Source organism: Rhizobium sp. AN68 (assembly GCF_030758035.1).
Lineage (GTDB): Bacteria > Pseudomonadota > Alphaproteobacteria > Rhizobiales > Rhizobiaceae > Agrobacterium > Agrobacterium tumefaciens.
Genome location: NZ_JARWMI010000002.1, coordinates 234,599 through 256,966 on the forward strand (window position 1 = coordinate 234,599; position 22,368 = coordinate 256,966).

Consider the following 22,368-nt stretch of genomic DNA (forward strand, 5'->3'; position numbering starts at 1 on the left):
GGTTATTTTTGGGGTCACTTCTCTACCCGGCCGAGCACGATGGCATCGGCCGCATTCCATGAAAGCGGTATGGCGTCGCCGGTCTTTACCGGCTTTTCGAAGAAGGCGACGTCGCTGAGGATGGCGTTGAAATCCTCAATGCCCGCGCCGGTCACGGCGATCTTCACGCTTGCACCGCGATATTCGACATTCGAGACGATGCCGGTAAAACCGAAACCGGGTTGATCCGCCTCGCCGACGCGCACACGGTCGGTACGAACGGCGATATCGACCGCGCCGTCATCCGGGGCAACGCCGCTCGCCGTGAAGGTGCCGCCGCCCGCAACCTCCAGCGTGACGAGATCGCCGTTCTTTTCCTTGAACCGGCCGGAAATGACATTGTGATCGCCCATGAAGCGGGCGACGAAAGCGGTGGCCGGGCGCTCAAACAGCTCGCGCGGCGTCGCTGCCTGCTCGATGCGGCCATCATTCATGACGACGATGACGTCGGCCAGCGCCATTGCCTCTTCCTGACTGTGTGTGACGTGAACAAAGGTGATGCCGAGCGAGGTTTGCAGCTTCTTCAGCTCGGCCCGCATACGGATCTTGAGGAAAGGATCGAGTGCCGAAAGCGGCTCATCCAGCAGCAACGCCTCGGGGTCGGTGATAAGCGCGCGAGCCAACGCCACGCGCTGCTGCTGCCCGCCGGAAAGCTGGGCCGGGCGCCGGGTGGCATAGGGTTCGAGCTGCATCAGCCGCAGCATCTCCAGCGCCTTGGCGCGGCGCGCTTCCTTGTCCACCCCCTTCATCTTGAGGCTGAAGGCAACGTTGTCGACGAGATCGAGATGCGGAAACAGCGCATAGGACTGGAACATCATTGCCGTGCCGCGTTTGGCGGGCGGCAGATCGGTGACGACCACATTACCAAGCCTGACATCGCCGCTTGAAATGCTTTCGTGGCCGGCGATCATTCGCAGTGTCGAGGTCTTGCCGCAGCCCGAAGGACCGAGCAGGCAGCAGTAACTTCCTGCCGGTATCTTGAGGCTTATGGCATGCACCGCGGTGGTGTTGCCATAAATCTTGGAAACGGAAGCGATGTCGATTGCTGCGGCTTTGCTCATGAACACTCTCCTGCGACGTCTTTGTCATGCAGGAGCCGTGCCAATCGGCTTTGCCATTGATATAAAAAGGGAATTTCGATTTGCCCACCGGTCCCGTCACCGGCCTGCTCAAATTTACATCGATTGTTTTCGATTTGGTGCGGAAATTGTATGCGATCTGAGCGACCGACAGCGAAACATGAAATCGGGAAAAGAGTGCCATCGAAACGAACTGGCTGACACCACTGGAATAGCGGACATTTTCCCGGCAAACACAAAATAAAGGCTACTGCCGACGCACGCACCGCTCCGGTCGCGTGCGTCGGTACTGCGCTTAGATCATGCCAAGGAACTGCTTGAGTTCCGGCGTCTGGGGGTTGGCAAAAACATCTTCCGGCGGCCCGATCTCGTGCACGCGGCCCTGATGCATGAAGACGACGCGCGAGCAGACGTCGCGAGCAAACTTCATTTCATGCGTCACCATCAACAGGGTCATGCCTTCCTTTGCCAGTTCGCGCACGACGGCTAGCACCTCAGACACGAGTTCGGGGTCGAGCGCCGAGGTAATCTCGTCACAGAGAAGGGCGATAGGCTGCATGGCAAGGGCGCGGGCAATCGCCACGCGCTGCTGCTGGCCGCCGGACAGTTCATCCGGATAGGCATAGAACTTGTGCGCCAGCCCGACACGCTCCAGCATCCTGCGCGCCGTCACCTCGGCCTCCGGCTTGGTGACTTTTTTCACCACCATCTGCGAAAGCATGACATTGCCGCCGGCCGTCAGATGCGGAAAGAGGTTGAATTGCTGGAAGATCATGCCGACCTTCAGCCGCAATGCCTTCAGATGCAGCTCATCGTCCAGCAACTGCGCACCTGCCACCTGGATCGAGCCGGCGCTGATCGTCTCCAGTCCGTTGATGCAGCGAAGCAGCGTCGATTTTCCCGAGCCGCTTTTGCCGATGATTGCGATCACCTCGCCGGGTTCGACATCCAGATTTATGCCCTTCAGCACCTCATTGTCGCCAAAGCTCTTGTGGACTTCAGTGATTTCGATGAGCGACATTGAGCTTCCTTTCTAAGAACTGGCTGGATTTCGACAGCGGCCAGCAGAGGGCGAAATAGATGAGAGCAACCAGGCCATAGACGGTGAAGGGCTGGAAGGTGGCATTGGTGACGATCGTGCCGGCCTTGGACAGCTCAACGAAACCGATGATGGAGGTGAGTGCTGTGCCCTTGACGACCTGCACGGAAAAACCGACCGTTGGCGGAATGGCGATCTTGAGCGCCTGCGGCAGGATGACGTAGCGCATCTGTTGCAGGCGGCCCATGGCAAGGCTGGCGGACGCCTCCCACTGGCCCTTCGCAATCGCCTCAACGCAGCCACGCCAGATTTCCGCAAGGAAGGCAGCGGTCCAGAGGATAAGCGCCACGCCAGCCGCAAGCCAGGCCGGAACATCAACCCCGAGGAGACCGAGACCGAAAAAAGCGATGAAAAGCTGCATCAGCAGCGGGGTGCCCTGAAAGACTTCGATATAGATGCGGGCAGCACGGTTCAAAGCCCGGCGCGGGCTGATGCGCAACCACAGAAGCACGATGCCCACCATACCGCCGCCGATGAAGGAAACGAGCGATAGCAACAGCGTCCAGCGGGTGGAGAGCAGCAGGTTGCGCAGAATGTCCCAAAAGGTGAATTCAGTCATCGTGCCGCCCTCCTCGGGAAAAGAAAGCTGCCGAGCGCCAGCATGCCCTGCCGCAACAGGATGGCGAGCAGCAGGTAGATGACGGTTGACAGGATGTAGGCTTCGAAGGCGCGGAACGTGCGCGACTGGATGAAGTTCGCCGCAAAGGTCAGGTCTTCCACCGCAATCTGCGAAACGACGGCCGAGCCGAGCATGACGATCACCACTTGCGAGGAAAGCGCCGGCCAGATGCGTTGCAGCGAGGGTGTGAGCACCACATGGCGAAACGTTTCGAAGCGCGTCATGGCAAGGCTCGCGCCCGCCTCGAACTGGCCCTTCGGCGTCGCCTGAATACCGGCGCGGATGATCTCGCAACTATAGGCGCCCAGATTGACGATCATCGCCAGATTTGCCGCGGTCAGCTCTGTAAGCTTGAAACCAAGCGATGGCAGGCCAAAGAAGATGAAAAACAACTGGATCAGAAAAGGCGTATTGCGGATGAGCTCCACATAGGTGCCGACGATGGGCTTCAACCATGAAGGTCCGAGCGCCCTGGCCCAGGCGCAGGCGATGCCAAGTGAAACGCCGACCACGCCGCCGACCAGCGTGAGTTGGCTGGTAATGGCGATGCCTTTGGCAATTTGTGGCCAATATTCGCCAAGCCACAGGAAATCAAATTGATAGCTCAAGAAACAGTCCCCTTGCGCCGGTGGAGAAAGGCGTCATCCCGGCGGATCCGGGATGACCATGGCAAACGATGATCAAAGGTCTTTCGGCAGATCCTGGCCAAGCCACTTGGTGGCGATCGCATTCAGCGAGCCGTCGGCCTTGGCTGCAGCTACGGTGGCGTTGACCTTTTCCAGTAAGGCCGGCTCGTTCTTGTTGAGGCCGATGTAGCAGGGAGAGTTCTTGATGAGGAACTTCAATTCCGGACGCTTCGGCGGGTTCTTGGCGAGGATGGCGGCTGCAACCACGTTGCCGGTCGCGACAACTTCCACCTGGCCCGAAAGGAAGGCCGAGATGGTGCCGTTATTGTCCTCGTAACGCTTGATGGTGGCGTCCGAAGGCGCGACCTTCGTCAGTTCCAGGTCCTCGACGGCACCGCGCGTGACGGCGATGGTCTTGCCCTTAAGGTCTTCGGCCTTGGAGATCGCGACGTCGGCCGGGCCGAAAACGCCGTTGAAGAAAGGCGCGTAAGCATCAGAGAAATCAATAACTTTTTCACGATCTGGATTCTTGCCGAGGCTGGAGATAACGAGATCGACCTTGTTGGTCTGGAGATAGGGAACACGGTTGGCACTGGTGACCGGGACGAGTTCCACCTTCACGCCCAGCTTGTCGGCGATCATCTTGGCCATGTCGATGTCATAACCCTGCGGGGTCATATCAGCAGCAACGCTGCCGAAGGGCGGGAAATCCTGCGGTACGGCCACACGCAGCGTGCCGCGTGCGGTGATGTCGGCAAGGGCATCCGCCTTGGCGGGCGCGGAAAGACCAAAGGCGGCAGCCATGGCGGCGGCAGCGATGAGGGTCCGTCTGAAGATCATATGTCATTCTCCTTGTGTTGATTGTGTTGCATGTGAATTTTATCCGGATCGCCGCCATTCATTTCCGGTAGGGCGAGCGACCGGCGAAGGCCGGCGAGAGGATCGGGGCGTCGTGTGAGGTCGAGGCCGGTTTCCACCTCGTCGAGATGCTCGATGGAAAGCTCCGCCGCCCTCACGAAATCGCCCGCAGCCATCGCGTCGAAGATACGGCAATGCCCCTCATGGGACTGGAGGGCATGAAACTCCGACTGGTAGAGCATGGAGATCAGAATTGTCCGGGCGGTCAGATCGCGTAGCAGCTCGATGAGCACGGCATTGCCGCAAAGCTCGGCGATGCGGATATGAAAATCGCCCATGAGGCAGGTAAGGCGCTGGCGGTCACCTGCGGCTATTGCGACTTTCTCTTCCTCAAGATGCGCGACGAGGACCTTGCGCCCCTCCTCCGACAGCATCCGCATGCTGCGAAGCAATCCGGATTCGATAATCCGCCGCGCCTCATAGATGGTCATCGCCTCCTCGGCGGAGGGCTCGACGACGAACCACCCTCGCCGCGCGCTGACATGGACGATGCCACGTGTTTCCAGCCGCATCATCGCCTCCCGTACCCGCGTACGTGAAACGGAGAAGAGCCCAGCCAGCTGATTTTCGCTGAGCCGCGTGCCCGGCCGGATGCGCGCCGAAAGAATGCCGGAAACGATGGCTTCTTCGATGTTTATCTGACGGTCCTGCTTGGTATGTAAATCTTGCATACAAGACTGAAAGCAAGGCCCGTGCCAGAACAGATATTGTTTTAAAATCAAAATGCCGCGAAAAAGCTCGTGCCTACTCGCTCAAATTTTGAGCAAGAAAATCGACAAACATCAAAAAAAACGCAGAGCTGTGCAAACTTGACGGTATGACCGTCGCGGTTTCTTTCTAACCGGCTTTGAACCGGTCGAATGCCGTCAGATACTTGACCGTGGGATCGGCGTCCCAGCGGTAAATTTCGGTTCGGAGGAAATGCAGCTCTTCTTCGAGCTTTTCCTCCGCCAGTTCCACCCACCAGGATTTCGGCCGGCCATCGGAACCATCAGACCAGCGATAGCCCCGCTTTTTCAGATGATCCTTCATGTCGAACGGGCTGTTCTCCGCGTAAATGCGAACCCGGGAGTGCTGGCTGGCTTCATGGAGTTCCATGAAGGGCGTCCCGCTTTGGCCGGCGCGTACCTGTTCCAGCACCTCCAGCAGAGCGAAACAATCGTCGACTGCTCGGTGGCCGTCATGGAAATAGCCGGATTGCCCGATGAGGTAGGCGAGCTTGCTGCCCTCAAAACCCCGACCACTCCAGTCAATCTCAGAGACGGAGCAGGCCCAGGCCTTATTGCGGAAGATCGGCGAGAAGGCCTCGCAAAACGGACGATCGAAGCCGGCATTGTGGGCAATGATCAGATCAGCACCTTCAACAAGGGAGGTCAGCCGGTCGATGTCTATCGTCTGTCCGGCAACCATTTCATCGGTGATACCCGTCAGGCGCGTGATTTCTTCCGGAATGGAAGTGCCCGGCTGTCGCAGACCGCCATAGACCCCGGTGACATCCCCGATCGTGCCCTGATCGTCGAATGTGAAGGTAATGACGCCGATTTCGATGATCTCATCGGTTCGGTGGTTGAGGCCCGTGGTCTCGGTGTCGAGGATCACGCCCTCACGTGGAAACCCCGGTCGCGGCTGCTCGCATATCGCGCGCGGCTGCAACTTGCGCAGGACGCGGTAATTGCCTGTGGATTCGAGATATCCGACCAAGGCCTCATCATCAGGAACCGATTTCTGCATCGTTTCACGACCACCCGCTTTTCGCCCGCGCTCAGCCTGAGGAAGCCGCGCCGTCGCGGAAGCGAAAAATCCAACTGGGAGGTCATTGTTCTTCTGTCCGCTTTGGCCGGAAATCGATATTGAGTTTTCCAACATATGCGCAGAGGCTGACACTAACAACAGCGGTTGCCGTGATCCACAGAAACCGGGCGGCGTCCGTTTGGCATTGCCCGCATTGGATTCAGAAAGGGGGCGGAATGTTCCGCCCCCTTTGTGCATTACCTTTATCGATCGAAATACCCGTGGTCAGCGTGTGTGGTGAACCGGTTGCAATGCATAGACAGGTGTAGGAAGCCCCTCCATGCGCGCTTTCAACTGCAAGGCGAGATATTGCGAATAATGCCGCGACTGGTGCAGGTTGCCGCCGTGGAACCACAGCGCCTCCTGCTGCGTCGGCTTCCACATGTTGCGCTGCTCGCCTTCCCACGGCCCCGGGTCTTTCGGCGTATCCGAACCGAGACCCCAGACCTTGCCGACCCTGTCTGCCGTTTCCTGATCGATGAGATCGGCGACCCAGCCATTCATCGAACCATATCCCGTCGCATAGACAATGACGTCAGCAGGGATCTCCTTGCCGTCAGCGAGCTTGATCGAATTTTCGGTGATCTCGTCCACCTGACCGGCGGCAAGCTTCACCTTGCCATCGATGATCAGCTGCGAGGCGCCGATATCAATATAATAACCGGAGCCGCGCCGCAGGTACTTCATGAAGAGGCCCGAGCCATCCGCACCCCAGTCTAGCTGGAACCCGGCTTTTTCCAGTGCGGCGTAAAAATCGGCGTCGCGCTCCCTCATCTTGTCGTAAAGCGGGATCTGGAACTCATGCATGATCCGGTAGGGCAGCGACGCGAAGATGAGATCGGCCTTCGCCGTCGTCACCCCATTCGCCAGGGCCTGTTCGGAATAGAGCGCACCGAGTCCTATATCCATCAGCGTATCGGATTTGACGATATGGGTCGTCGAGCGCTGGATCATGGTCACATCGACACCCGCTTCGTAGAGCGCGGCGCAGATATCATGGGCCGAATTGTTGGAACCGATCACGGCGACCTTCTTGCCCTTGTACCCATCCGGCCCCGGATGCTGCGAGGAATGGTGCTGATCGCCGTTGAAGCGCTCGCGCCCCTTGAAATCCGGAATATTAGCCTTGCCGGACATGCCGGTGGCAAAGACCAGTTGCTTTGGCCGGAGCACGACTTCCTCGCCATCGCGATCGACGACGATCGACCATTCCTTCGCCGCCTCGTCCCACTTGGCGGATTTGGCAGTGGAGCGGGTCCAGTAGTTCAGTTCCATCACCTTGGTGTAGAATTCGAGCCAGTCACCGATCTTGTCCTTGGGGGCAAAGACCGGCCAGTTCTTCGGAAAATCGATGTAAGGCAGATGGTCGTACCAGACCGGATCATGCAGGCAGAGCGACTTGTAGCGCTTGCGCCAGCTGTCACCCGGCCGCTCGTTCTTTTCGAGTATGATCGTCGGCACGCCGAGCTGGCGCAACCGGGCGCCGAGCGCGATGCCGCCCTGTCCACCGCCGATGATGACGGTATAGGGCTGCTTGTCATAACCGAGCGTGCGCGCTTCCTCCTCGCGCTCCTCCATCCAGGTTTTGGCACCAAGGTTCTGGCCGTGCCTTGCGCCGAGCGGGCGGGTGAAGCCCGATTTTTCCTCATGGCCCTTCAGTTCGGAAAGCGCCGTCAGCAGCGTCCATATCTGCCCGTTCCTGAAGCGCACGAGGCCGTAGCCGCGCCCTGTCGCCGTCTCGAAGGTGATCCAGCTTTCAAGCACACCATCCGCCTCCGTTGCCTCCTCGCCGGTAGCGATGCGCCAGTTTGTGGGTCTGGCCGTCGAAAGCTGCGCCTGCAGCATGTCGCGCACCTGATCGCGACCTTCAACGGTCTTGATGTTCCAGGTAAAGGCAACGAGGTCGCGCCAGTAGCAATCCTCGGCAAACAGATTAACGGCATCATCGATGCGGCCAGCTTCGAGTGCTGCCCCGAACGGATCGAGAAGCGCCTGAAGGCGCGTGGTGGGGGTCTTGTCGAGCATGTATTCCTCCTCCTGCTCAATGTGGAAACGGGACGGCTCCTCAACCGCCCCGCACTTCAAATCGGCCTATCGCGACAGGTCGATCAGGATCTTCAGATGCTTGCCGGCCGGGTCGAGCAGCTGGTCGAACCCTTCCGTGACCGCCTCGCTGAGTGAGACGTTTTTGGTAACGATCCGGCTCGCCGGGATCTGGCCGCTGGCAATCAGCCGGGCAACACGCGGCCAGTAGTGAGTCGGATAGGCCCAGGAGCCGCGGATATCGATGTCCTTGAAAGTCACGTCGAACCAGTTCAGCGGGTTTTCGCCGGGGTGGAGGCCGGTCTGCACCACAACGCCCTGCTTGCGCACGGCATCGGCGCAGTTCTTCAGCGCATATTCATTGCCGACGCATTCGATGGCGACATCGCAGCCAACATTGCCTTCGGTCTCGGCGCGGATGACATCGCCCACCTTTTCCGTCTTGGGATTGATCGTGCGCACCTCGCCAAGCGCCGCCCGCGCCAGCGCCAGACGCGTGTCGTTGAGATCGGAAAGAAATATCTGCGAGGCACCGGCCGCCCTGGCCGCCATGGCGACGAGAATGCCGATCGGCCCGGCACCGGTCACAAGCACGCTGCTGCCGGCCGTGACACCGCCACGGTCGCAGGCATAAACCGCGACTGCCGTCGGCTCGATGAGGGCCGCTTCCTGATCGGAAAGCGCATCGGGTATCGGCTGGACGTTATAGTCGTTGAGAAGAGCGGCCTGCGCCATGCCGCCGGAATGCCAGGACAGACCGGCGAGAGCGAGATTTGTGCTCAGGTGATAAAGACCGCGATCAGCATAATAGTCGCCATGACGCGGCATGATGAGCGGCTGGATCGATACCCGGTCGCCGGGCTTTACATGGCTAACGCCCTCGCCTACGGCCTTTACGACACCGCCGAATTCATGACCGAGAATTTGCGGTCCGTGCGCGCCGGTGAAAGGATGCGGCTCCTTCGGCACGAAGATCGGGCCATAGGCATATTCGTGCAGGTCCGTGCCGCAGATGCCGCAGAACTTGTTTTCGACGAGCACCTCACCCGGACCGGGCTCGGGCGGCATATCCACATCCTCGATGCGTAGGTCCTTGGCGGCGTGAAAGCGCAGTGCCTTCATTGCATTTCCTCCTGTAGTTCTTGCACAGAAGGATCAGCAAGCGGCATGCCAGAATGGCTTGCGCCATATCTTGAAGTATTTTCAATTGGTTACAAATTCAGCTCTTAGGCTCGCCGGCAGAATGCAACAGGTTCCGTGCAACAGGTGTTGCAATGGTCGCACCGGTTCGGACGCAGTCAATTCAGGCGTTTGAGACGGCGGTGAATGGTGGAGCGGTTGACGCCGAGGCTTCGCGCCAGCGCCGAGACGTTGTTGCCGCAGTCCTTCAGCGCCCGGCGCAGATCGTCGTCATCGCGCAAAGCATCATCGGTGGCGACTTCGGCAAAGAGGTGTTCAGGCAGGCAACCCGGATCGATCTTGCCGCCATCGGAAAGCGCGGCTGCAACCCGCAGTGCATTGAAGAGTTCGCGCAGATTGCCCGGCCAGTCATGGTCAAGCAGAATTGCCCGTGCCGCCTTATCGATCCTGTAGGTCTCGCCGTTTTCCTTCTCGATGCGGCGGAGAAACTGATCGATCAGCCAGCCGAGATCCTCGCGCTCCCGCAGCGCCGGCAGCGTCACCGTTGCGGCGTTCAGGCGATAATAGAGGTCCTGCCGGAAACGGCCTTCCTTCACCAGTTCGGCAAGATCGCGGTGCGATGCGGACAGTACTCTCAGACGCACCGGCTTGGCTTTCAATGCGCCCACCGGCTGCACCTCGTTTTCCGAAAGCACGCGCAGCAGGCGGCTTTGAAGAGAAAGCGGCATGTCGCCAATCTCATCCAGGAACAAAGTGCCGCCACTTGCCTCCTCGATGAGACCGCGCTTGCCCTTCTGGCTGGCGCCGGTGAAGGCACCGGGTGTGTAACCGAACAATTCGGATTCGATCAGATGCTCCGGGATTGCCGCACAATTGACGGCGACGAAATTGCCGTCGCTGTTGCAGCTGTCATGGATCGCCCGTGCCAGATATTCCTTGCCGCTGCCCGTCTCACCCTGAATGAGGATGGGAATATCGCGGGCGGCAAGCTTTGCTGCCCGCGCCTGCACCTTTTCCATCGCTGGATCGCCGTTGCTCATGTCCCTCAGCGCTCGTGGCAGGCGTGGCTCAGGCGTGATAGGGGCGCGAATGCTGACGGCGGGCGCGATCGCGCTGGCAAAAAGCACCAGACCGTTGCGGGCGCGCAAAAGCCGCTCGCCATTCGGCCGCCCGCGCATGAAGCGCGGCAGGTCGTCCACATCGATATCGAAGACCGAGGAAATCGGCTGGCCGAGAAAATCGCGGGTGGCAAGACCGTGCATGTTCATGGAGCGCGCCAGCGCCCCGAAGCCACCATGGGTCATGCCGGTGATACGTCCGCTGCCATCAAGGGCGATCGCCGCATCGGGATCGACGTCAAGAAACTCAGGTGAACGGGCAAGACGCAACACCCAGTCATTGCGGGTGCGGGTCATGAGATTGGCAAGCTCGATGCGCCGCGCGGTGGAGGCAACGAGATGCAGCGCCAGTTGCTGGCTGGCCTTGGCCGTCGGCGAGCGCAGCTGGGAAATGTCGAGCACGGCGGTGAGATCGCCGAGCGTATCGAAGACAGGCGCCGCAGTGCAGGTCAGCCCGATATGGCTGGTATCGAAATGGTCATCCTGATGGATGATCACCGGCTCGCCGGAAACGAGGCAGGCGCCAACAGCGCAGGTGCCGGCCCGGTTTTCCGACCATTCCGAGCCAAGGTAAAGCCCCGCCCTCCGCAACTGGTTGTCGAAGGTCGGGTCGCCCATGAAATCGACGGTAACGCCGCGCGCATCCGACAGCAGCAGGACGTAATTCTGCTCGGCAATCTGGTTGAACAGGGCTTCGAGACCGGAGCGGCCGATACGGATGAGCTCCTCGGCCTGCTCGCGATGCTCCCGAAGCTTCAGCTCGGGCACGATATAGGCTTCCTGCGCAATCGTTGGGTCAAGCTTGTAGTCATTGAGGCAGCGCAGCCAGGACTGGATGACCGGCGTATCACGCGGGCTGACCGCGCCCATGCCGACACGTTCGATCTCCCGTATATGCGACAGCGTCGATACCATGCACGCATCCTCCGGCACGGATGGTCGCATATTAGGAGATCGCCCACAATCCACCTCTTACGGTGGTTCGGTCGTTCGAAGCGATGCGACAGTCGCGAATGCGACCGCCTCAGGTGTTTGGGCGATTGATAATGTTCTCGCAATTGGCCGGATTGCCGATGATTTCGCTGGTCTTGATGGTGGAAGCGGAATCCGCGGTGATCTTGATGATGCAGTCGCGGCGATGCTCCTTGATCTTCATGCCTTCCGTTTCCGATATCCGCACCTGCCCGTTCAAGGTGCGGATTTCCCGCTTGTTGGAGAGGCCGGCATAGGTCTCAACATCCACCTTCAGCCAATAGGATTCCGTCGCACCCTTGTCGATGATCACCTTGTTAGGACGGCCGAGTCTGGCGATAGCCGCATCCAGGGGTTGGCCCACGAGGCTCGCCACCGTTTGCGATGCGTCCGTCTGCCCGGTCGTGGCGCACCCAGAAATGGCGGCCAGCACGCCGACCAGACATCCCGTTTCAAGCCATCTCATTTTCAGTTTTCTTCCCTCACAGAATACCATCAGCCGACACGTTCCGTCGTCAGCGTTGCAATCTAGGCTCGATAATTTTGCTCTGAAAGGAGGTGCGACCCAGATGCTGATCAACTTGTTATGATCGACAGGGTCATACAAGTGTTCTCATCTGTTGCGGAACACGGTGCAGGGAATGCCGGCCTGGCGGATTTCGCCGCAAAGCTCGTTGGCCTGGGCGCGTGTATCGCGGCCGATGCGGGCGGCATAACGCGGGCGCGAACCGAAATTGCCGCCTCGCTGCCGCACGATCAAAGCTCGTTCGGCATTAAGCGGCCCGGATAGTTGGCCAATGGCGCGGGTAAAAAGCCGGTTCGCCACCGCCGGATTATAATGCGCGGCAAGCTGCACGCCCCAGGGCGCCCAGTCGGCCGACGAGATGAGTACAGGATCGTTCATCGTTCGCGTATCAGCCAGACGCAGACAGGCATCGATGAAAGAGCGGGTCTCATCCAATGCCGGGGCCGCCTTTTCCGGCGGATTGTCCTTCCATTTCTCAACCGGATATCCCGTTATCGCAAACACATAATCCCGGGTTTCCGTCGGCAGCCGACCGGTCGCGATAAAATTCCGCAATCCCGCCTCGCCCGCATTATAAGCTGCGGCGGCGAGACCGAAATTGCCAAACTGCTTATTCAACTCGGACAGATACCGGGAAGAAGCCTCGAGTGCGGCGATTATGTTGAAGCTGTCTTTGAGACCACGCAGCTTTGCGGTTCCAGGCATGAACTGTGCTATGCCTTCCGCGCCCTTCGGGCTGACCGCATTGGCCCGGAACAGGCTTTCCCGCCAGATGAGCCGGGCGAAATAATCCGGCGGAACGGCGTGGCGCCCGGCCAGAACCTCGATGGCGTGACACAGGTCGTTATTGTAGCTTTCGACACGGATGCACAATTCCGGCGCGACATCATGGGTGTAGGTGCAGGAGACTTTGCCATCGGCCTTCTCCTCGGCCCCGGTCGTGCCACTGGCAAGCGCCAGCAACCACAGAGCAAGACCCACGCAGCGTGTCGATATCCCCGCCAAGCAAAATTCCCCGCAAATCCCACGCCCGATACGCCGATTATCAGGCATTCTGCAAGATATGCCCAGACCTATGGCTCATCTTCAATGGAAGCTTCGGTTTGGGCCTTGCCGAGGCTTCCATGCGTCCAGAATAAAGGTCGCATTTCCGCGTCGGCAAGGCCATCTTGTGTGCTTAGAAGTCCTGCCAATCCTCATGTTCGACGGCGACTGCAGCGGAACCGCGCACCGCAAGCGGGCGGGATGCCGGGCGACGCGGAGTGGCAAAGGTAGCCTGCTGCTCGAAGCCGCTCCGCGACGACGATGTCGAGTGCGATGCGTCATCGAACCGGAATTGCCCTAAAAGCTCAAACAACGCTGCCGCTTCCCGTGCAAGGCTGTGGCTGGCAGCCGTCTGCTCCTCAACCATCGCGGCATTCTGCTGCGTTCCCTGGTCAACGGTGTTGACTGCCTGATTTATCTCGGCGAGCGCGGTCGACTGTTCGCGCGCGGCATCGACGATCGCTACGACATTGGTGTTGATGTCGCGCACCTGTTCCGCGATTTCCTGCAAGGCAGAGCCCGCTTTGGTAACAAGGCCAACGCCGTTTTCAACCTGCGTACCAGACGCGTTGATCAGGCTCTTGATTTCCTTTGCGGCCGTCGCCGAGCGTTGCGCAAGTTCGCGAACTTCCTGCGCGACCACGGCAAAACCCTTGCCTGCTTCGCCTGCGCGGGCAGCTTCCACGCCTGCATTCAGCGCAAGCAGATTGGTCTGAAAGGCAATCTCGTCGATAACGCCGATAATATTCGAAATCTCACGCGACGATTTTTCGATCTGGTCCATGGCACTGATCGCATCGCGCACAACCTGACCTGAATGTTCGGCGTGGTCGCGGGCACGGCCGACGATTTTTCCAGCCTCTTCCGCCCGGCGGCTTGAATCATTGACGGTGGTGGTGATCTCCTCGAGGGCCGCAGCCGTCTCCTCGATAGAGGCGGCCTGCTGTTCCGTACGTCTGGCGAGATCGTCGGCCGCGGATCTTATTTCATTCGACCCCGAAGAAATGGCGCCGGCATTTTCAGAGACCAGCGTCATGGCCTTCTTGAGCTTTTTCGAGGCTGCGTTGAAGTCGGACCGCAATCTTTCAAGCGAGGGGATAAAGGGTTTGTCGATGCTCTGCGAAAGATCACCGTCAGCCAGATTGGTCAGGGACTGCGCGAGCTTTTCGACATTTTCAACACGTCCGGTCACGTCGGTAGCAAATTTGACAACTTTGAACACCTTGCCGGACAAATCGAAGATCGGATTATAGGAGGCCTGAATGAAAACCTTGCGACCGCCCTTGCCAAGCCGCATGAATTCATCCGCCACCAGATCGCCGCCGGCAAGCCTTTTCCAGAATTGCGCATATTGCGGGGACTGTGTGTAGGCGGGTTCGCAGAACATCGAATGATGCCTTCCCTGCACCTCGGCGAGCGAATAGCCGAGCGCCGCCAGAAAATTCTCGTTGGCCGTCAGGACCTCGCCGTTCGGAGAGAACTCGATGATGGCCTGCGCCCGCGACAGGGCGTCGATCTTGCCCGCATCTTCCGCCGCCTTCAGCTTGCGCTCGGTAATATCCGTGGCGATCTTGACCACTTTCACCGGCTTGCCGCGACGGTACACCGGATTATAGGATGCCTCGATCCAGACTTCCCTGCCACCCTTGCCAATGCGCTTGTACTGCCGCTGATCGAACTGGCCGGCCGAAAGCTTTGACCAGAAGGCCTTGTAGTCCTGCGATGACACGACTTCAGGTTCAACGAACATGCTGTGATGTCTGCCGACTATTTCCGCCAGCTCGTAACCGAGCGCCCGACAGAAATTCTCGTTGGCGGCGAGAATCTTTCCGGCCATATCAAATTCGATGATGGCTTGAGATTTGGAGAGCGCGGCAAGAACCGCGAAAGCATTGGCACCACGATCAAGAAAACTCACGCGCGATCCTCCGATGGCAGCTGGACAGTTTCTACTGAAAATCGTTCACCAACAATATGATTACATTATTAAATAATATTTAAGGATAATCTTGACGTTGATCACGCGAGTTGATGGTACGGGCGAAATTTGGGCAATACGCGTCTTCCTGCCGCAAAAATCTGCATATTAGGTCAAGCACGCGCTTCACGTTACAAAGAGACATTGTTTCATATTTATTCTTCAGAACGGGCGCGGCTGGGCCCGGCATATGATGCCTATCGCCGAAAGGTGAGGCGCTGGATTTAAATATCCATGCGCGTCGCGTTTGATCATCGCGCCGGCACCGTCATGACGCACAACCTTTATTCCTTTGCAAAACTGCACCTTCCCGCCTCCTTTCGGAACGATCGGCGCATGGCGACATTGTTTACCGAATGGGGCTTTCTTTTGGGAGGAACACGCCGTGAAGAAGAACATGATCTGCATCTGGTACGATAGGGATGCCGAGGCCGCAGCCAGATTTTATGCCGAGACCTTTCCCGACAGCACCGTCAATTCCGTCTATCGGGCGCCGGGCGATTACCCCTCCGGCAAGGAGGGGGACGTGCTTATGGTGGAATTCACGGTGGCAGGCGTCTCCTGTATCGGCCTCAACGGTGGGCCGACATTCAAGCACACCGAGGCTTTCTCGTTCCAGATTTCGACTGAGGATCAGGAAGAGACGGACCGATACTGGAATGCCATCGTCGGCAACGGCGGAGAAGAAAGTGCCTGCGGCTGGTGCAAGGACCGATGGGGCATCTCCTGGCAGATCACCCCGCGGGTGCTGATGGAAGCAATGTCCGCCGGCGGCGCCGAGGCCAAACGTGCCTTCGCGGCAATGATGGATATGAAGAAAATCGACGTCGCCACCATCGAGGCGGCACGTCGGGGTTGATGCTAACAGATCATTCAGCGAAAAGTAGCGAAGAAAGACATTTCAAGTAAAGAACTGAAAAACAACGGAAAATCAGATAAAACCCGTTCATCTGATTTTCCCTGGACGCCTATGCGTGCCTGTACCTTCACTCATCACAAAACGTTCAACAAAGTGTAAGCGATCCGTCAAAGACGGCTGCTAGCAGAGCCCGTGGCTTCGTGTTGGGGACGTGACGTCCTCGCCGGTCATGCCATTACTCCATCAACGGGGCTCAACTTATGAAATCTTCCGCTCTGACCTCTTTCGTGGCAGGCGTTGCCATTGCCGCCGCCTTCGGCGCCACGGCTGCCCACGCAGAAAAGACCAAATTCGAATTCTGGCACGGCCTTTCCGGCGATCTCGGCGACCGCGTTCAGGAAACCTGCAAGAAGTTCAACGACTCCCAGGCTGAATTCGAAATCGTCTGCACGTCGCAGAACGACTACGACGCCACGCTGCAGAACACCATTGCCGCCTACCGCGCCAAGAAGCAGCCCGCCATTACCCAGATCTACGATGCCGGCACGCTGGACATGATGTTGTCCAAGGCTTTCGTTCCCGCCAAGAAGCTGATGGCCGACAACGGCTACAAGATCGACTGGAACAACTATTTCCCCGGCATTGCCAATTATTATGCAACGGCTGACGGCGAGCTGAACTCCTTCCCCTATAATTCCTCCACCGCGGTCTTCTATTACAATGTCACCGCTTTCGAAAAAGCCGGCATCACCTTCAAGCCAGACACATGGGAACAGGTTGAAGAAGCCGCCCGGAAGCTCAAGACGGCCGGTTTCGAATGCCCGCTGGCCTTTAATTTCGACACCTGGATGCTGATGGAACAGTTCTCTGCCATCCACAACCAGCCAATCGCCACCAAGGGCAACGGTTATCAGGGCCTCGACGCCGAACTGACGATCAACAAGACGAAGTTCGTTGATCAGGTCAAATTCTTCAAGAAGATGCAGGACGAGAAGCTGTTCGTCGTCAAGACCAAGCAGCTCGGCATGGACATCCTGCCCGCTTTCACCTCGCAGACCTGCCAGATGTTCATGTCCTCGATTGCGGGCCACGGGACCGTCGGCAAGACCATGCCTGAGGGCGTGAAGTGGGACGTCGCCATGCTGCCGATCTGGAAGGGCACCGAGCGCCACAACTCGCTGGTTGGCGGCGCTTCGCTCTGGGTCATGGCTGGTCGTCCGGAAGCTGAATACAAGGGTGCGGCCGCATTCCTGAACTTCATCGCGCAGCCTGATATGGTTGAGTGGTGGTCGACCGTTACCGGCTACATCCCGGTCACCAAGACCGGCTTCGACGCCATGAAGGCCAACGGCTTCTACGACAAGGCGCCCTACAAGGGCCGTGAAAAGGCAATCGAAAGCCTCACGTTTACGCCGCCGTCCGAATATACCCGCGGCATCCGCCTCGGCGGCTTCACGCAGATCCGCAAGGAGGTCTCAACCTCGCTCGAAGCCATCTTCATGCAGAACGCCGATATTCAGACCGAACTCGACAAGGCTGTCGAGCGCTCGAATGCCGGCCTGCGCCGCTTCGAAAAGACCTATGCCGGCGCCAAGCTGAACTAAGCGGTCCTTTTCGCCTGGGTTTGCCCGTCTCCGCGCGGGCAAACCCTTAATGCCATTTTCTGTTTCGGATATTTCATGGAAAAGCGCGCCGTTTTCAAAAGCACATGGTTGCCGCTGCTGTTCGCATTGCCGCAGCTGGCACTGATCCTCCTGTTCTTCTACTGGCCCGTGGCGGCGGTGATCAACTGGGCCTTCACCCTCCAGCCGCCCTTCGGCGGCGCGGCAGAATTCGTTGGTTTCGCCAATTTCCAGGAAGTCTTCTCTGATCCATTCTACTGGCATTCCGTTACCGTCAGCCTGATCTTCGCGACCGTCGGCCCCTTCGTCGCCATCCTCATCGGCCTCACCCTGGCGCTCTCCGTCGACCGCCAGCTTCCCGGCTCTGGATTTTTCCGGGTTCTGTATATCCTGCCCTTCGCCATCGCAGGTCCCGCCGCAGGCATGGCCTTCCGCTTCATCCTGTCGCCGGAACGCGGGTTGGCCGCTTCACTCAACGCCGCCTGGCCAGATATCTGGAACCCGGCGAAATACGGCGAACATGCACTGGCGCTCGTCATCGCCATCTTTATCTGGAAATGGGCGGGCTACACCTTCATCTTCCTGTTTGCCGGCCTGCAATCCGTACCCCGTTCGCTGACGGAAGCTGCGGCGATGGATGGCTCCGGCCCGATCCGCCGCGCTATAGACATTCAGGTGCCGTTGCTCGCACCCACGCTGTTCTTCCTGATGGTGACGATGATGACCGAGGGTTTCGTCGGCCAGGACACGTTCGGCATCGTGCATTCGCTGACAGCGGGCGGCCCCAACCGCGCCACCGATGTGATGGTTTACCGCATCGTCACCGAGGCCTTCGAAGGGCTGAACTATTCCGGCGCCTCGGCACAAACCATCGTCCTCATCGGCCTCATCATGGTCTTCACCTTCATCCAGTTCCGCTTCATCGAGCGGCGCGTCCATTACAAGTGAGGCCTGAGAGATGATCCAGCGCACGCCCTATGCCGACGCCTTTACCTATGTGGTCATGGTCGCGGGACTTCTGCTTCTTATCGGCCCCTTCATCGTGGTACTGGCAGGCGCCAGCCAGACGGTGCAGCAGGTGAACCACACGCCCTTCAGCTTCATGCCGCAGGGCGAGCTTTTCAAAAATCTCAGCACCGCCTGGAACCGCGCCAATCTGGGCAACGCCATGTTCAACAGCCTGGTGATGGCCTCGCTCGTCACTGCGGGCAAGGTAGCCCTTTCCGCTCTGACCGCCTTCGCCATCGTGTTTTTCCGCTCGCCGCTGAAACACCTGTTTTTCTGGTCCGTCTTCATCACGCTGATGCTGCCGCTCGAAATTCGCGCCGTTCCGACCTATGCCGTGGCAGCGGATGTGTTCCAGCCGTTCCGTTACCTTATAGCGCTGGTGAGCGGTGTCGAAGTCAACATCGAATGGAACCTGCTGAATTCCTATGCGGGCCTGTCGCTGCCGCTTGTCGCCACGGCCACCGGCACCTTTCTCTACCGGCAGTTTTTCATGACCCTGCCTGATGAACTTGCGGAGGCGGCGCGCATGGATGGCTCCGGCCCCGTGCGTTTCTTTTTCGACGTGCTGCTGCCGCTCTCGCGCACAAACATGCTGGCCCTCACCACCATTCTCTTCGTCTCCTCGTGGAACCAGTATCTGTGGCCGCTGCTGATGGTCACCGATCCCTCCTACAAGACGGTGATGATGTCGTTGCGTGCCCTTTTGCCTTCGGAGGACGGCACGCCGGACTGGAACGTCACGCTTGCCGGTTCCCTCATCATCATCATGCCGCCGCTTCTCGTCGTGGCGTTCCTGCAACGCTGGTTCGTGCGCGGTCTCGTGTCATCCGACAAGTGACGACGCGACGCGTGGCTCTCAACAACAAGGTTCTTAATATCATGGCTCAGATCGATATTCGGCAGGTCCGCAAATCCTATGGCAAGACCCCGACCCTGCACGGCGTGGATCTCACTTTCGAAACCGGGGAATTCGTCGTCATCCTCGGCCCCTCGGGCTGCGGCAAGTCCACACTTCTGCGAATGATCGCTGGGCTGGAGGATATCACGTCAGGTGAAATCGCCATTGGCGGGCGCGTCGTCAACACGCTGGAGCCGCGCGAGCGCGGTTGCGCCATGGTGTTCCAGAACTACGCGCTTTATCCGCATATGACGGTATCAGGTAATATCGGTTATGCGCTGAAGGTCGCAGGCGTTCCCAAGGCTGAACGTCTTCGCCGCATCGAGGAAACGGCCAAGATCGTTGGCCTTTCCGACTATCTCGAACGAAAGCCTGCCGCCCTTTCCGGTGGCCAGCGCCAGCGCGTGGCCATGGCCCGCGCAATCATCCGCGAACCGCAGGTATTCCTGTTCGATGAACCGCTGTCCAACCTCGATGCAAAGCTGCGTGTGACGATGCGCGCCGAAATCCGCAAACTGCACCAGCGCCTATCGGCCACCTCCGTCTTCGTCACCCATGATCAGGTGGAAGCCATGACGCTGGCCGACCGGCTGGTGGTGATGAACAAGGGCAATGTGGAGCAGGTCGGTCATCCGCTCGATATCTATCACCGCCCCGCCAGCACCTTCGTAGCCTCCTTCATCGGCTCACCGGCGATGAACCTGTTCAACACACGGGTGGAGGTCAGATCTCCATCCGTCATGCTGGGCGGCCAGCCGGTGAAACTCTTCCCCGAGACCGCGCTGGAGCTGCGCGGGCGCGACGTGACAGTCGGCATTCGCCCTGAACAATGCCTGGTCAGCATCGAGGGTGCGGGCGTGCCCGCAACCGTGGACTTTGTAGAAGAGTTGGGTTCCGGCCGCATCGTACATGCGGAAATCGCCGGCGAAACTTTCTCCGCAGCCATCGGCGAAGATCTGTTGGTCAAACCCGGCCAGCGCATCCACTTCGAACTGCCTCCGGCCCACCTCCACTTTTTCGATCCGGCCACCGGCAAGCGCATCGAAACGGAGGGCGCCATCGAGACAACCCGCATCGGCAACGAAAAGCTGCTGGCAGTTTGATGGCGGACGTTTGAGCACGGATCAGTCCGGCGCGGTTTGGGGGTGTCCCAACCACGCCGGATCTCCAAACGACGTTTTCGATCTCTAACTACGATTTCGAAATCATCCAGTGCATTAGCTACATCGACCAATATTTTGAATTTACGCCATTTTCTCACTGGAATCACTGCGCGAAATACGTCGAAATTTGCTTGGCGATCACCACGTGAAGCACATCGCTTGCCGGATATTACGTCAACACGATGAGGCAAACCCGTTGCAGGCAAAGCGATCTTGCGAAATGAATGATTTCAGGAAAAATCTTTCGGTTTGGAAGTCATAATCGCAATAGTCTTTGCCGCACAGAGCCGCCAGCAAGGCTATCGTCGCTATGAGGACCGAGCCGGTCTTCGATCCTTGGCGGCCGACAGACAAAACGCTCGGGTCAAAACTTCAACGGAAGAGTGAAGCCCAATGGCAAACGATCGCAAACTGCATCTCGGCGCCTTCATGCGGCCCGTCAGTCTTCACACGGGTGCGTGGCGTTATCCCGGATCCTTCCCGGACGCGAACTTCAATTTCGGCCATCTGGCGCGATTTGCGCAACAGCTTGAAGCCGCGAAATTCGATGCATTTTTCATGGCCGATCATCTGGCGGTGCTAAACATGCCGACGGAAGCACTGCGCCGCAGCCATACCGTTACGTCTTTCGAACCCTTCACCCTGCTTTCGGCGCTCGCCGCCGTCACCTCCCGCATTGGGCTGGTTGCCACCGCCTCCACAACATTCGATGAACCCTACCACGTAGCGCGGCGTTTCGCCTCACTCGATCACCTCAGCAATGGTCGCGCCGGCTGGAACATCGTCACCACAGCAAATCCGGATGCGGCGCTTAATTTCGGCCGGGACGAACAGCCTGACCACACGGAGCGTTATGGAAGAGCGCGGGAATTTTACGACGTCGTTACCGGGCTGTGGGATTCCTTTTCCGATGATGCCTTTCTCCGGGATGTCGATAGCGGGGTGTTCTTTGACCCTGAAAAAATGCATGTGCTTAATCACAAGGGACCGGAATTTTCCGTGCGCGGTCCGCTCAATATAGCGCGTCCGGTGCAGGGCTGGCCCGTCATCGTTCAGGCCGGGGCTTCAGAGCCGGGGCGCCAGCTTGCAGCCGAAACTGCCGAGGTCGTTTTTGCGGCAACACCCACGCTTGCGGCGGGAAAAGCGTTCTACAGGGACGTCAAGGACAGGACCGTTGCGGCAGGCCGTTCCCGCGACGGCATTGTCATCCTGCCGGGCGCTTTCGTTCTGGTCGGCGATAGCGTGGAAGAAGCAAAGGCCAAACGCGCCAGGCTCGACAGCCTCGTCCATTACGAAAGCGCGATAGCCTCGCTTTCGATTGCGCTCGGCCACGATGCTTCGAGTTTCGATCCCGATGGCCCCTTGCCTGACATTCCCGAAACCAATGCAAGCAAATCCAGCCGCGAGAGGGTGATCGAACTTGCAAGGAGCGAGGGGCTGACGGTGCGCCAGCTGGCGCAGCGGCTGGGTGGCTATGGGGGTCTCGCATTTGTCGGCACGGCAAAAACCATCGCCGACGAGATGGAACAATGGCTATACGAAGAGGGGTCGGATGGCTTCAACGTCACCTTCCCGTTCCTGCCTGCCGGACTTGACGATTTCACGACCCTGCTTGTGCCCGAACTGCAAAGGCGAGGCCTGTTTCGAAAGGACTATGAGGGAACGACATTGCGCGATCATCTCGGCTTGCAACGTCCGGCCAATCGTTTTTTCCCTGAATAACGCGCCGTCGCGCCGATCCGGCCAGCGGTAGGGAGATTTTCCACGCCCGCCCTGAAGTTTGGGATGAGGTTCCAGAAGGCTGGATTGACCTCATAAACGCCGGC

Annotated in this window: 19 protein-coding genes; 6 read left to right on the forward strand and 13 right to left on the reverse strand. The window is 58.8% G+C overall.

Going from position 1 to position 22,368, the window contains the following annotated elements; genetic code table 11:
• Positions 1-14: 14 nt before the first annotated feature.
• The 13 genes from RBH71_RS04530 to RBH71_RS04590 form a co-directional block, all read right to left on the reverse strand.
• Positions 15-1,100, reverse strand: a complete 1,086-nt coding sequence (locus RBH71_RS04530) for an ABC transporter ATP-binding protein (protein ID WP_111842031.1) — start codon at positions 1,098-1,100, stop codon at positions 15-17.
• A 313-nt stretch (positions 1,101-1,413) separates the two neighbouring features.
• Entirely contained in the window at positions 1,414-2,139 is a 726-nt protein-coding gene (locus RBH71_RS04535; protein ID WP_323687178.1) for an amino acid ABC transporter ATP-binding protein, read from the reverse strand.
• Entirely contained in the window at positions 2,117-2,776 is a 660-nt protein-coding gene (locus RBH71_RS04540; RefSeq protein ID WP_019566432.1) for an amino acid ABC transporter permease, read from the reverse strand. Before RBH71_RS04540 ends, RBH71_RS04535 begins: the two co-directional genes overlap by 23 nt.
• Positions 2,773-3,444 (reverse strand): amino acid ABC transporter permease, encoded by a 672-nt coding sequence (locus RBH71_RS04545; RefSeq protein WP_003517793.1) that lies wholly within the window; start codon positions 3,442-3,444, stop codon positions 2,773-2,775. Before RBH71_RS04545 ends, RBH71_RS04540 begins: the two co-directional genes overlap by 4 nt.
• A gap of 72 nt (positions 3,445-3,516) precedes the next feature.
• Positions 3,517-4,302 (reverse strand): transporter substrate-binding domain-containing protein, encoded by a 786-nt coding sequence (locus tag RBH71_RS04550; RefSeq protein WP_003517795.1) that lies wholly within the window; start codon positions 4,300-4,302, stop codon positions 3,517-3,519.
• The gene (locus RBH71_RS04555) at positions 4,299-5,051 is read right to left on the reverse strand and encodes a GntR family transcriptional regulator (RefSeq protein ID WP_003517798.1); all 753 of its coding nucleotides are present in this window, start codon (positions 5,049-5,051) and stop codon (positions 4,299-4,301) included. Before RBH71_RS04555 ends, RBH71_RS04550 begins: the two co-directional genes overlap by 4 nt.
• A gap of 166 nt (positions 5,052-5,217) precedes the next feature.
• The gene (locus RBH71_RS04560; RefSeq protein ID WP_323687179.1) at positions 5,218-6,111 is read right to left on the reverse strand and encodes a 3'-5' exonuclease; all 894 of its coding nucleotides are present in this window, start codon (positions 6,109-6,111) and stop codon (positions 5,218-5,220) included.
• A 285-nt stretch (positions 6,112-6,396) separates the two neighbouring features.
• On the reverse strand, positions 6,397-8,196 hold the full coding sequence (locus RBH71_RS04565; RefSeq protein WP_323687180.1) for an NAD(P)/FAD-dependent oxidoreductase: 1,800 nt from the start codon (positions 8,194-8,196) through the stop codon (positions 6,397-6,399).
• A gap of 66 nt (positions 8,197-8,262) precedes the next feature.
• On the reverse strand, positions 8,263-9,336 hold the full coding sequence (locus RBH71_RS04570) for a 2,3-butanediol dehydrogenase (protein WP_013761375.1): 1,074 nt from the start codon (positions 9,334-9,336) through the stop codon (positions 8,263-8,265).
• A gap of 176 nt (positions 9,337-9,512) precedes the next feature.
• Positions 9,513-11,387 carry a sigma-54-dependent Fis family transcriptional regulator gene (locus tag RBH71_RS04575; RefSeq protein WP_112161436.1) on the reverse strand — a complete coding sequence of 625 codons (1,875 nt, stop codon included), beginning with the start codon at positions 11,385-11,387 and terminating at the stop codon, positions 9,513-9,515.
• A 109-nt stretch (positions 11,388-11,496) separates the two neighbouring features.
• Complete coding sequence (locus tag RBH71_RS04580) at positions 11,497-11,910, reverse strand: hypothetical protein (RefSeq protein ID WP_112161437.1); 414 nt, start codon at positions 11,908-11,910, stop codon at positions 11,497-11,499.
• 147 nt (positions 11,911-12,057) lie between these two features.
• Entirely contained in the window at positions 12,058-12,951 is an 894-nt protein-coding gene (locus tag RBH71_RS04585) for a lytic transglycosylase domain-containing protein (RefSeq protein ID WP_111842034.1), read from the reverse strand.
• 196 nt (positions 12,952-13,147) lie between these two features.
• Entirely contained in the window at positions 13,148-14,932 is a 1,785-nt protein-coding gene (locus RBH71_RS04590; RefSeq protein WP_003517811.1) for a methyl-accepting chemotaxis protein, read from the reverse strand.
• Between the two features lie 445 nt (positions 14,933-15,377).
• On the opposite strand from RBH71_RS04590, the gene RBH71_RS04595 reads away from it, so the two are divergent.
• The 6 genes from RBH71_RS04595 to RBH71_RS04620 all read left to right on the forward strand — a co-directional run bounded on the left by RBH71_RS04595 (position 15,378) and on the right by RBH71_RS04620 (position 22,264).
• On the forward strand, positions 15,378-15,851 hold the full coding sequence (locus RBH71_RS04595; RefSeq protein WP_025595986.1) for a VOC family protein: 474 nt from the start codon (positions 15,378-15,380) through the stop codon (positions 15,849-15,851).
• A gap of 260 nt (positions 15,852-16,111) precedes the next feature.
• Positions 16,112-17,455, forward strand: a complete 1,344-nt coding sequence (locus RBH71_RS04600; protein ID WP_003517816.1) for an extracellular solute-binding protein — start codon at positions 16,112-16,114, stop codon at positions 17,453-17,455.
• Between the two features lie 75 nt (positions 17,456-17,530).
• Positions 17,531-18,421, forward strand: a complete 891-nt coding sequence (locus RBH71_RS04605; protein ID WP_003517818.1) for a carbohydrate ABC transporter permease — start codon at positions 17,531-17,533, stop codon at positions 18,419-18,421.
• A 10-nt stretch (positions 18,422-18,431) separates the two neighbouring features.
• Positions 18,432-19,319: an ABC transporter permease subunit gene (locus RBH71_RS04610; protein WP_003517820.1), complete on the forward strand. Its 888-nt coding sequence runs from the start codon at positions 18,432-18,434 to the stop codon at positions 19,317-19,319.
• 41 nt (positions 19,320-19,360) lie between these two features.
• On the forward strand, positions 19,361-20,482 hold the full coding sequence (locus RBH71_RS04615; RefSeq protein WP_323687181.1) for a sn-glycerol-3-phosphate import ATP-binding protein UgpC: 1,122 nt from the start codon (positions 19,361-19,363) through the stop codon (positions 20,480-20,482).
• Positions 20,483-20,935: 453 nt separating this feature from the next.
• On the forward strand, positions 20,936-22,264 hold the full coding sequence (locus tag RBH71_RS04620; RefSeq protein ID WP_111842035.1) for an LLM class flavin-dependent oxidoreductase: 1,329 nt from the start codon (positions 20,936-20,938) through the stop codon (positions 22,262-22,264).
• Positions 22,265-22,368: the final 104 nt, after the last annotated feature.